General features: G+C 58.0%; 7 protein-coding genes. 1 reads left to right on the top strand and 6 read right to left on the bottom strand.

Annotated elements, in window-relative coordinates:
• Positions 1-396: 396 nt before the first annotated feature.
• The 6 genes from EYB53_RS06230 to EYB53_RS06205 all read right to left on the bottom strand — a co-directional run bounded on the left by EYB53_RS06230 (position 397) and on the right by EYB53_RS06205 (position 8696).
• Positions 397-729 carry a type II toxin-antitoxin system PemK/MazF family toxin gene (locus EYB53_RS06230; protein WP_135477328.1) on the bottom strand — a complete coding sequence of 111 codons (333 nt, stop codon included), beginning with the start codon at positions 727-729 and terminating at the stop codon, positions 397-399.
• Positions 714-938, bottom strand: coding sequence for a hypothetical protein (locus EYB53_RS06225; RefSeq protein WP_129677946.1), 225 nt, complete (start codon positions 936-938; stop codon positions 714-716). The genes EYB53_RS06230 and EYB53_RS06225 overlap by 16 nt, the downstream gene beginning before the upstream one ends.
• A 279-nt stretch (positions 939-1217) precedes the next feature.
• Positions 1218-4463, bottom strand: a complete 3246-nt coding sequence (locus EYB53_RS06220; protein WP_135477327.1) for an Eco57I restriction-modification methylase domain-containing protein — start codon at positions 4461-4463, stop codon at positions 1218-1220.
• Positions 4464-4477: 14 nt separating this feature from the next.
• Positions 4478-4924 carry a PIN domain-containing protein gene (locus tag EYB53_RS06215; protein WP_135477326.1) on the bottom strand — a complete coding sequence of 149 codons (447 nt, stop codon included), beginning with the start codon at positions 4922-4924 and terminating at the stop codon, positions 4478-4480.
• Positions 4902-5150, bottom strand: a complete 249-nt coding sequence (locus EYB53_RS06210; protein WP_135477325.1) for a hypothetical protein — start codon at positions 5148-5150, stop codon at positions 4902-4904. Before EYB53_RS06210 ends, EYB53_RS06215 begins: the two co-directional genes overlap by 23 nt.
• Positions 5151-5255: 105 nt before the next feature.
• Positions 5256-8696, bottom strand: a complete 3441-nt coding sequence (locus tag EYB53_RS06205) for a helicase-related protein (RefSeq protein WP_254150926.1) — start codon at positions 8694-8696, stop codon at positions 5256-5258.
• A gap of 348 nt (positions 8697-9044) precedes the next feature.
• Between EYB53_RS06205 and EYB53_RS25555 the strand changes: the two genes are divergently transcribed.
• Positions 9045-12044, top strand: a complete 3000-nt coding sequence (locus EYB53_RS25555; RefSeq protein WP_254150925.1) for an ArnT family glycosyltransferase — start codon at positions 9045-9047, stop codon at positions 12042-12044.
• Positions 12045-12129 lie beyond the last annotated feature (85 nt).

Raw genomic sequence — 12129 nt, 5'->3', positions numbered from 1 at the left:
TTTGACGCAAAGGCGCAGGGGCGCAGAGATTTTGACGCAAAGGCGCAGGGGCGCAAAGATTTTTATATTATGATTCTTTGCGCCTTTGCGCCTTTGCGCCTTTGCGCCTTTGCGCCTTTGCGCCTTCGCGTCAAATCCTTCGCGTCAATCCTCCCCGCTGTCGTTTGCGTCGCGCCCCATGCGGTATTTGATGATGCAGCTCGAGTCGCTGGAGCGATGGCCCCGCTGGGTCGCGTGGGTGTTGGGACAACGCGCCGAGGGGAGGGCTGCGCCAGCGGCGTTGGGTTGCACCGTGTGCATCTACGCGTACACGCGCTTGCGGAGCTCTTGACGTACCACTCGTCGCAGCATAGCCTCAAGGGCGTGCTGATTGTCGTCCACATGGCTGCCGCTGCCTTAGGAGGTGAGGATCTGCACGAGCTTGGCAAGCACGTCCTGCATCTTGGGGACACTGATCGTCCCTGCACGAGAGAGGATGATGCTCTTCTCAGCGGTGAAGAGTCGATTGGGGCGCACATTGCTTGCTTGCCGCAAGCCACCGCTCGTAAAGTCGCTATCAGTCAGCGGTACCGCATAGCTATCGGCCACCGCTTGGCTGGTAATCTGGCACAGGATGACGTCGTTGCCGGTGAGGGTTGCCACCACCAAGGCTGGACGTTTCTTTGCCGCGCTCAAATCCGAAAATGGAAACGGCACGACCACCACATCGCCCTTTACAAATGCGCCCATGCAGCATCCTCTTCTGGCCGATCCCAATCACGTCGCAACACCGCTTCAGATGCCAGCATCGTCGCCCCTGCGTCGGTATCGGCATCGAGCAGCAGATCCGTCAGATCACGCTCCAATAAATACGAGACAAAATCATAGACGACGATCAACTTGTCGGGCGGGAGGTGCCGCAAGCGCTTGTCAATGTCGGCAATCGTCACCGATGGCATAGCAAGGTCTCCTGTGTCGATTCTCTACCGATGCAGCATTCCAGTGCATGATATCACATCCATAAAGCGTGGGCGACCAGCATAGATTCTGAGCGCCAGGGTCGATGGCGAAGCAGTGCCTGACCGCTGCTGAGGCCGGAAGGAGACGACGCAAAGGCGCAGAGATTTTGACGCAAAGGCGCAGGGGCGCAGAGATTTTGACGCAAAGGCGCAGGGGCGCAAAGAATTTTTATATTATGATTCTTTGCGTCTTTGCGTCTTTGCGTCAAATCCTTCGCGTCAATCTTCCCCGCTGTCGCTCGCGTCGCGCCCCATGCGGTATTTGATGTCGTAGTTGATGATGAAGTCGAGTTCTTCGTCGGTGAAGCCGTAGTGGGCTGCGAGGACACGGTCGATTTCGTCGATGATGGGTTTTGAGAACTTCGGATAGATACATTGGATAGATAGTGTATCGTGCTTGAAGCGCATTTGCTTCTGCTCTGAATTCTGTTGAAGGTCAGCCATCAACAAAGCAGCAAGTTGTTCCAACTTTCTTCCGTTAGATGATCGAGAAAGCCTATTTAAATCGACAGGGAAAGCATCAACCTCGCGCTTATTTATATGTCGACAGTCTGAGAAAATAGTGATAAACCAGTAGAACAAGTTAGAGTTTAGGCAGCATAAAGCAACCTTCGCGTATTCCTCAGATCCAAAGTTAATCTCTTTGAACTCAGAAGGTGGCCGCCTATTGCCTTTACCATCAAGTACAAGTGGCTCGAAGTTGAGGATCTGGAGGAAGTAGCCGACCTTTCGTGAGTAAAAAATTTTATGCTGAGCGTCTCGGTTGTAGAAGCTAGCGAGATTTCTTCTCTCGTTCTCTAATTTTGATAAAAAATTTTTTTCAAGTGACGAGGAAAGCTTGGGCATGCTACCTGTAACTAACCCAGAAGATGCAGGAGTGTAAAAAAGAGTGTCAAATAGCATTCCGCGCTGTACTGCTGACCATTTGTTATATCGCGTTGAAAAGTGGAGAGGCTGAGATGACAAGTGACTTATTAAGTGAATTGTTAGCCTAATATGTTCTAATCCTTCGAATAAACGTGATGGCCTATCGTCATACGAACTGTAGTGCAAATTTCGTTTAGATAAAAGCGTTTGTAGACTACTATATCTATCAGTCGATATTGACGAAACTGGAACAATAAAGCCCAGACACCCGTTGTCAGCACCCATATTCAGACATCGCTCGATAACGTAGGCGTAGAGGTTTCCGCAACCCTCAGTTTTGTATCCATAGATACGATAGCGGTCTTCGCCATTTACTCTATGATCACCTCTGACTTGTGTGTACTCCACATACGGCGGGTTCCCCACGATCACATCAAAGCCGCCCTCGTCGAGGATTTCGTAGAAGGCGGTGAACCAGTGAAAGGGCTGGGTGTTGTAGCTGCCGTCGGGTTCTTTATGGATCTGGCCGATTTTGAGCAGGTCGGCGTCGAGGCCGGCGTTGATGGTGTCGAGGCGGGCGCGGATGGTCTGGCGGGCGGTGCGGCCTTCGGCGGCTGAGGGGTTGAATTGGAGCTGGGCGTTGCGGTAGACGGTCAGTTCGCGCTGGACGGCGCGGATTTCGTCGAGCAGTTTCTGTTGGCGCGGGCTTAGTCTGAAGATCGTGTCTTTGTAGACGAGCCCGATTTCGTCGGGGCGGGCGTAGCCGACGAGGGTGTTGCCCGCCCGGATGTTGAAGTCAACGTCGGGCAGGGGCTCGATCTGGCGGGCGTCATCCAGGTCGGCGACCATGCGCAAAAAGAGGCGTAGTTTGCAGATTTCGGTCGCTTCGGCCATCAGGTCAACGCCATACAGGTTGCGCACCACAATGCTCTTGGTGATGAAGTAGTCGCGGTTGGCGTGCTCTTCGGCGGCGGCGAGCACCGCCCGCAACGCGTCCGCTTCGTGGACGCTCAGATGCGCAGGCGCAAGCTTTTTGTGCGCGTCCTTGGCGCCTTGGCGGCCTTGCGACACCAACGGCCCGTCGGCAGTGACCAACGCGTCCATCCGTTCAAGCACGGCTTCGTAGATCGGCGCGAGGATGCGCAACGCGGCGAAGAGAAACGCACCCGAGCCAACCGTCGGATCGAGCACGCTCAGCGGCAGAGTGCCGGTCTTGGGGTCGCCGGCCAGGGCCGTGTAGAGGCGATAGACCTGCAGCGCGTCGAGGCGCGGGATGAGGTCTTGCAGCAGCGCTTCGAGGTCAAGGTTGGCGGTGACGGCGTCGTTGATCGTCGCGATCGCGCCGGCCTGGGCGTCGGCAATCAGCGTGGCGACACGGCTGCGGCGCGCCGCCTGTTCGCGCTCGGTCTCGGTCGGCAGCGGCTCGGCCTGCTTCATCGCCGGGTAGAGGTAAGCGCTGATCGTCTGCGGCAGATTGAGCGGCGCAAGCGACAGGCCGGCTTTATCGAAAAGCGCCGGAATGATCGTATTGCGACAGATGTAGCCCGTGATATCGTCGCGGGTATAGTACGCGCCCATCTGCTTCTGGTTAATATACTTCTCGAAGATATAGCCCAAGACATCCGGGTCAATCTCGCGATCACTCGAGCCGGGCCGCTCGCTGAGGTGCCAGCGCCAACCGCTAAAAAAAGTGAAGAGCTTGTCGAACGCGCTATCGGGGATGTCAATCGCGTCGCCATAGCGCTCCTCGATCGGATGCGGCAGAAAGAGGCCGCCATTGAGATAGGGGATCGTACCGAGTTTCTGCTGAGCCTCGGCGCTACGCTGACCCGGCTCGAGCGCAAAGCCCTGAAAAAAGAGCACGCGCAAAAAATCCTTATAGTAACGATCAGCCCCAAGGTTCGCCTGAGACCACGCCAGGCGCTCGCGCAGATAGTCAGGATGCTTGTTTAGAAAACCCTTGGCCTGGATAAAATAGATGAACATCAGGCGATTGAGCATCACCGACACATACCAGCGCTGGTCGCTTGCGAGCGGAATCCCGCGCAAGAACTGCTGGAACTCAGTCCGTTGGCGTTCGAACTCGTGGTAGAACTTCTTGGTAACCTGCTCAACATCGAGATTCTTCGCCACCCGCGCCGTAACCTTCGAAATCTCGATCCGGCCCTGGGCATCAAAATCATCAATGGTAAAAGCGATCCCCTGGAGTTTCTGCAGCAAGGGCTCACCACTCTCACCGCGGTGGTAGGGAAACTCGTGCGCCCGCCGACCCTGCTGACCGCGCTTGACCCATTGGAGAATGGCGTGCTGTTGAGCGGCATCCTCAAAGATCAGAATATGCTCAACCTGCGTCCGGCGCAAGCGCGTCTCAAGCGTATTGCGGATCGGTCGCGGCGGCAGCGTACCATCGGCGCTGTGCACCACATAGACCTGCATGCCACCGGTATCGGCAATCGGCGAAAGCGTAAAGCGCGCACCATCAGCAACCTCAGTCCGCACCGTATCAGTCGGCTTCGTCCACTTGAGCACCGAACGAAACACCTGCTCCCAGTTAAACTCCTGGAGTGCGGCGCGGAGGTTCTTGAGGTTCACCGTCATAGATTACGCTCAGATCAGATCAACTCTTGCCAAACCTGTGCAGCGACTAAGCGGCTGAGATGCCGGACATTGGTAGTGGCCACAACGACAGTATCGCCCTGGGCCTGAAGACTAAACGCAGTAGCAGCCAAAATGACATCGGCATCAAGGGCCGCACTGTCCGCTGTTGGTGTCCCAGCCTGGCGCAGCGTCGCCCAGAAATCAGCAGCTTGCAGCATAATTTCGGTCGTTACTGGTGCATAGCGCAGCGTTGCCTTCAGCGTATCGAGGCGTTCGATTCCTTCATATTTTTTGGCACGCAGCAGTTCACGGCGTACCTCATAATCAGCAATTTCGGGTATCGCGATGCGGGCGGTTTGCAACCGAAGGTGGCCCTGAAGCCAGACCCGGATTTCAGGATTCTTACGAGGGTGGGCAGCCATACTTAACGGACCTGCATCAAGAAGAATGATCCGCGTCATTAAACAAACTCCGCATACCAAGGCGTGTACGCTCGTCATCAAGTGCAGCCTGAAGCTGTGTCCAGGTTTCATCTTCATAACCCGACTCGTCGGCTGCCCACTCATCAAGCAATTCGATAAGGCGCAGGGCACGCTCGCGATCGAGGATGCTGGTCAGGCGGGCCTGTTCAGCCAAAGGCAGTTGACGGGCTTGCCCAAGAATATCTGCTAGCGTTATGGCGGTCATAAAACACCTCTGCGTTTAAGCTACCATCGTCTTCGTGCCATTGTAGCACAAACGATTGCTCGCCGGGCTTTGTAACCAGGTGGCGGATCGACAAAGGGCTTTGGCTTACACCAACCCCAGCGAACACACGACCTGCGGTTCATCGCGTAGGTCGTCGCTGGTCTCGTGGCTAAAGCAGAGCTTGTTTTCGTCACGCAAGGTTCGGGCGAGTTCGGCGAGTTGTTCGGCGCTGGCCCCGCTCCGGAGTTGGCGGTTGATGGCGTCAGCGGCGCCCTGGCGCAACGGATAGCGGTAGATGTCGTCGATGATGCGCTCGAGTTCGGTGCTGAGGAAGAGCGGGGCCGTGGCCGCCATGTGGTCGCGGTGGGCGGTCAGTTTTTCGTAGAGCCGGTAGCGGGCACCGCGCGGGCTGCCGAGGCCACCCCCGAGCGCCTCACGCTCCTCGACCAAGTCGAACGCTTTGCGCACCAGGGCATGATGGCTCGCGGCGCGAGGGAGCGCCTCGGTCGCCAGCGTACACTCGGCGGCCCGTAGAATGGCGTACTGTGATTGCGTCACACTGTTGCCGTGCTCATCGATCCAGGCCAGCGCGTCGGTGCCGCTCGCCGACTTCAGATAGACCAGCACCCCTGGCGGTGCCTGATATGGCAGCACCGTGATCGGCGCCGTCGGATCGGCGAGGCGGCGAGCACTGTAGACCACGTTGGGCATATCCTCAATCACCTTTTTCAGCCCTGGGTTAGCCGCAAGCGCATTCTTCCAGATCTGGTAGGCATAGGAAGCGAGATCGACCTCGCGGTCTTGCTCTTCGTCCAGCACCCCCGACGTCTCGGTATAGAGATTCTGGAGGATACGCCGCTCTTGCGCCTGCTCGGCCTCCTCGAAGAACTGCTCATCGGTGCCAACGACCTCACCGTTCTCTTGGAGGCGCTGGCGCACGCGCGCGCGGAGGCGAATGATCGCCTCGATGCCCTCGGCAGGCAGGAAAGTGGAACAGGTAACCGTATCTGACTGCTGGCCGATGCGGTCAACCCGACCGGCGCGTTGAATCAGCCGAATGATCGCCCAGGGCAGGTCAAAATTGACCACCTGGGCGCAATCCTGCAGGTTTTGGCCTTCGCTGAGCACATCGGTCGCGATCAGCACATCAAGCGGATTGGCGAGCAGGTTCGGATCGTTGACGCCATTGGAACGTGGACTAAAGCGCTGCACGAGCTCGGTCGGGTTCTCGCTCTGGCCGGTCACCCCGGCAACACGCGCAACGCCAGCGGCGCGAAGTTGCTTGACCAGATAGGCGACCGTATCGGCGAATTGGGTAAAGATCAACACCTTTTGCCCGGCTAGGTCGTGGATGAGCGCACGCAGTGCGGTCAGTTTCACATCCCTGGCGGGATCCCAGCGACCGTGGGCCGCGAGGATCGTCAGCAGCGCATCAACATCGGCCTGAAGATCCGTCTTGAGCGTGGGCTTGAAGAGGCCAGGCTGAAGCCAGTTGAAGCGGCTCTTGAGCTGACCCGCATAGAGCGTGTAGAGTTGCTCGGCCCGCCGTTGATAGGCCTCCATACTATAGGGATCAAGCCCGGTCGCCGCCGCCACCTCGGCGGTCGTGTGGCGACGAGTCGTCACTTCTTCGTCCGCGAAGCCCTCTTGCACCGCCGCGCTATCGGCATCCAGATCGGTATCGGCGATGAGCACCTCGGCGGCCTGTGCACCGAGCGGGATCGGCAGACCGTGGGTTAGTGCGTGGAGCACGATCGCATTGCGCAGAATGTGGCGATCGAGCGACTGAAGAAAGACCGCGCCGCCCGACTCGAGTCGCTTGAAGAGATTGGTGCGACAGAAACCCATCAACCGCTTGCCCGCCCGCGAAAGATTCTCGAGCAAAGGCCGCTCGGCTGCGGTCGCCAGGTGCGACGCATTCGCCTTGAGATAATTGGCGAGGCCGTAGCGCGGCAGCGCCAGGCTGCCAAGCGCATCAACCACCGGCGCAGCGTAGAGTTGGCGGTAGGGGTCGTTGTCATTGCTCGACGCCACCGGAAGCGTCCGTGGGACGCGCTCAGGAAAGTAGAAGGGTGACGTACCATTCAATTCCAGGTAAAACCGCTTGCGTTCCTCATCATATTTCGCATAGTGTTGCTTGATGAACGAGCGGGTACGGCGCACCATAAAGAGCCGCATCAACTCGCGCCAATCGTCGGCGTGGGGACTGAACTCAAAGGCCCGCAGGGTACGCGGCTGCACCTGCGCACGCAGCAACTCATCATCACCGCCAGCCCGGAGGAAAGCCTCGGGACGAATGCCCAGGTCACGGTCGTCGGGCAAAAAGAGGCGGAGTTGTGCGCTCAGATCGAGGTACGACTTATTGTAGGGGGTAGCCGAGAGCAGAACAACCTTGCACTCCTTCTCGCCGAAGGCCTGGATATACTCAGCAATCGCCTTGTAGCGCCGCCCCTCGGGATTGCGCAGCGTATGCGACTCGTCAATGACGATCAACTTATAGCGTGCCGGCAGATTGGGGAACTCCTTATGGGCCATGCTGAACGGGATGATACGTGCCCCGAGATCCCAAGCGCGATCGTACTCCGCCCACATCGGCACAAGATTCTTCGGGCAAACGATCACCGGGCGCAGATTGAAATCATCGCGGAAGATCCGTACAAGGGCACTTGCCATCATCGTCTTGCCCAGGCCAACCACATCACCGAGCAGCACCCCGCCGCGCTCATTGAGGTGACGCGCCGCAATCTTCACCGCCGCCTCCTGGAAAGGAAAGAGCTTGCCCCGGAAATCGCGGGGCAACGAAAACTCATTCAGACCAGCGCGCGCCTCTTCCGCCAGATGATAGGCCATCTTGAGATAGATGTGATACGGACGCCGCTCTACCCCGGCCCAACTCTCTTCCAGCGCAGCCAACAGATCCTTCGAAATATCGACCGACCAGTCATCATCCCAGCGGTCGTTGAACCACGCTTCAAGTTTCTCATTATCGAGATCATCAGTGATTTTCGTATTCAACTCACCCTGAATACGCAGGCCCGACATGGTGAGATTGCTCGAACCGAGGTAGGCAGTGACGGGATTGTCAGGATCGTCGCGATAGGCAAGATAGAGCTTGGCGTGCAGATTGTAGCTCAGGTGGAGCTTGACCGTAACCTTGCCATCCTGGATCTGCCGACAGAGCTTCCGGAGCGCGGCCTCGTCCTGATTCGTCGGGGCCATCCCGACGAGTTGCTTGCGAAACTCAGTGGCCACCCGGCTCTTCAGTTGAGCCGCACGTGCCAGATCCAGTTCGGCAGCGCCCTTCCGCAATTGACGCTGGAGGCGACGCAACTCCTCATCGGGGCGCTCATTCATTCCAATGAGCACGCGGCAGCACGCCTGCTCGCCACCGGCGAAATGATCAAGCGCATCGGCTACCTGACCCCACCCGCTCAAGCGAAAGAACCCGATACAGAAATCGGCCCGCCGCGCATTCTGGAGGGTCTTTAGCAGGGCATCAACCAGCTTTTGGTCAATGTTATCGAAGATCTTGCTAACCATTGCCATCGTGGCTCCTTGGGCAAGGAAGTAGGAAAGATGAAAGATGAAAGATGAAAGATGAAAGATGAAATAGGTGAGTACGGTACATGATTCTTGCGCTATACGATACCACATAATCAGCACCGAATCTCTATCTTATCAGCCTCTGCGCCTTTGCGCCTTTGCGTCAAATAGAGGGCTTGTTTTGACGCAAAGGCGCAAAGGCGCAAAGATTTGTTTATATATGATCCTTTGCGGTCTCTGCGCCTCTGCGTCTCTGCGTTAAAAAGGCCCGACACCCCCGCCAGAGCGATTAGCGGTATAATGTGTGCTGGTGTGCCCGAACGTCGGGTCTGTTGCAGTGTGTCATCATGTATGGGTGTTGCGGATCTACAATCTGAGAGCCTGACCAAGCGTAAAGGTGCTGCGCCCCTGGTTGCGCCGACGGTAGGAACCTGGCGCAGTGTCCTGAGTGCGGTGGGCATGGTTCTGTTGTTGAGTTTGCTGGTCGGCGTGCTGGCTTATCAGGCTCCACCGCAAGGTCGTGTGCTCGTCGGGTGGGTTGGTGATCGGCTTTTTTTAGATACGACAGCGGGGCTTGGGGCTGATGCGGTGGCACGGGGCGATCTTTTTGCTGATGATCTGACGCCCGATGCGCCGACTGGTCGTAGCCGTTGGACGCGCCAGCATGCCTTGTTGCAGTTGCCCCATGTGGGGGCCGGGGCCGAGCTTGATTTGACGGTCACGGCGCAGGGTTGGCCTGACGATGTCGTTGGGGCATCTGTTGCCCAGCCTGTGGTGACCGTGCGCGCCGATGGGGTGCCTATCGGTGAGTTTACGCCATCCAGTGCGTGGGCTGAATATACGTTTCGTGTTCCGGCTGCGGTGCGTACCAGTGGCGATCTGCGGCTTGATTTTGCGAGCTCGCATACGTTTACTGATACGCAAAGCTTTGGGGCCGATCCACGGCCAAAGGGCTTTCGTCTAGCCGAGGTGCGGGTACGTGCCGTTGAAGAGTTGGCCCCGCCTTTTTATCCCCCCGCCTGGCGTGCCGTAGGCTTGCTGGCTGCTTCGGCACTGCTGCTCTATCTCTTGCTGAACCAGATCTTGCGCTCAACGCCGGTGGTCTATGTTGGGACGACGCTGGGGGTGGCGCTGGCGGCGACTGGATTGGCGGTCGCTCGTATCTGGATGGGAGCTGCGCTCAGTGTGGCCCTTGGGGTCCTGGGGACGTTACTGCTCATCGTCTGGTATCCGGCGCTGCTACGGTTCGTGCGGGCGCTTGTGCGCCGGTATGTCAGTGGCGCAGCGCTTGGGTACGGGTTGGTCGCGGCGGCCCTGGTGCTCTTTGTCTATGCACTCGCGCAGGGGTTGGGCTGGTTGAGTAGTTCGGGTGTGGCCCTCTTTTTGCCCCTCTTTCCCGATTCGCTGCTGATCGCCTTGCTTGGGACGGGTCTACTGGCCCTGGTGCTGGTACTCGGGCGCGAGGGGTTGCCGCAGCTTAGTGATCGCATTGTCGCGTGGCTTGGCTCGCGCCGTGGGTCACTGATCTTGCTGGTCGGCTTTGCGGTGATCTGGCTCGGTTATCAAGCCTGGGTGATTGCACGCATGCCCTATGTGGGCCATGCCGATTATGCCGATAATGCGGTGGTGGCGCGCAATATCGCCGCCGGACGTGGCTGGGTTGTTGATTATGTGACGCAGTTTTATCACCTGATCGAGGGCGTGACTCGCCCGCAAGAGACCTGGCCGTTGCTGCAGCCGGTCTGGATCGCGCCTTTTTTTCTGGTCTTTGGGCCTGAAGCGTGGGCCGCGAAGCTGCCGAATCTCTTCTTCAATGTGATCCTGTTGGTGCTCATCTATGTGATTGGGACGCACTTCTGGGATCGGCGGGTTGGGGTGACGGCGGCGATCTTGACGTTGACGAATTTTCTCTTCTTTCGTCTCACGATCTATGTGACGAATGATCTGGGGTTTGTGGTTTTTAGCCTGGGGGCGATCTTTTTGTTGTATGTGGCGGTGCCACGCCCTCACGAGAAAAAAAGTTATGTTATGCGGGGAGGGCTGCGCCCTCCCACGCCCCCTCCCACGCCCCCTCGCGCTGGGGCGGCGGGAACTCTGCGGGCGTACCTACGTGACGTGGGGGTGAACCGTGCGCTGGTGGCGGCGGGCGTGTTGACGGGGTTGATGATGCTGCAGAAGCCGTCGGGGGCGATGCTCGCGCTGGGCATGGGCCTCTGGTTTTTGTGGCAACAGGTGCCTGCTGATTGGCGGGCGTTGCTGCGCAGGCCGTCACTGACGCGCCTGGCGGCGTTGCTGGTGCCAGTTGCGGTCTGGACGGCCATTGCATTGGTGGTGCTCTCGCCATATCTGGTGCGCAATCTGAGCGAGTTTGGCAAGCCAGTCTATTCGACCGAGAGCCACGATGCCTGGGTGCTTGGCTATCGTGGCAGCAGTGGCGATGCCTGGGAAGAGATCTATCGCGTTTTTACGCCCGAGCTTGGCGGGCCTGGCTTGCCTGATCGGAGTTGGATTTTGCGCTGGGGTTTTGATAAGACCGGGGAGAAATTTGCGACCCAGGTACGCGAGTTGCGCGACTATCTGATGCCGGTCTGGCGTGGCTTGCCCGACGATCTTGCCTGGTTCTTTGGGGGCAACGAGCGCAAAAATATTCTGTCGGGCCTCGGTGCGTGGTTGGCGTTGATTGGGGTGCTTGGGGCGCTGCGTTTTCGCCGCCGCTTGCTCGGTTTGCTCGCTTTTACTTTTACGCCATATATGGTCTTTATGTTGACCTACTGGCGTACTGATGAGCATCGTTACTGGGTGATGTTGCTGCCCTGGATGGCCCTGTTTGCTTCGTGGATCATCTGGGCGGGGTATGATCGGCTTGCCGCAGTTGGTGATCGGCGCTGGGCCCCGCTTGGCCTGATCCTGGTTGTGGTCGCCTTGAATAGCATCATCGGCTTCTCGCGCCCCGATATTGCCAATAAGGTGCGCAATGAGCCGGCGATCTGGCAGCCTGACTTGGCCGCGTATGCCTGGGTTCAGGCGAATACGACCCCAGAGGCCGTGGTGATGACGCGCATCCCCTGGCAGTTCAACTGGCATGTCGAGCGACCAGCGGTGATGATTCCGAATACGGGCGATCGCGACCTCCTCCTGACCATTGCACGTCACTATGATGCCCAGTATCTTGTGCTCGAAAATCAGCAACGGGTCAAGGGCGATGCCGGAAGGCTGCTGGCCCCGCTGATGGATCATTCCAATCAGGTCGGTGATGTTATTGATGGCTTTGAGTTGATCTATGCCAGTCCGACCGACGATTTTCGCGCTTTTGTGTATCGGATGCCGCCTGTTGAACAAGGGCTTCCCTGAGGGACGCTTGCGTCCTTACCCTCCTCATGTTTGCTTTCGTTTGGACGACTTGGCTGCCACAACGAAACGATAAAGGATCGTTTGA

The organism is Candidatus Chloroploca mongolica, assembly GCF_004762035.2.
Lineage (GTDB): Bacteria > Chloroflexota > Chloroflexia > Chloroflexales > Chloroflexaceae > Chloroploca > Chloroploca mongolica.
The sequence above is the reverse complement of the archived record's forward strand: the minus strand, read 5'-3'. Positions and strand labels throughout refer to the sequence as shown.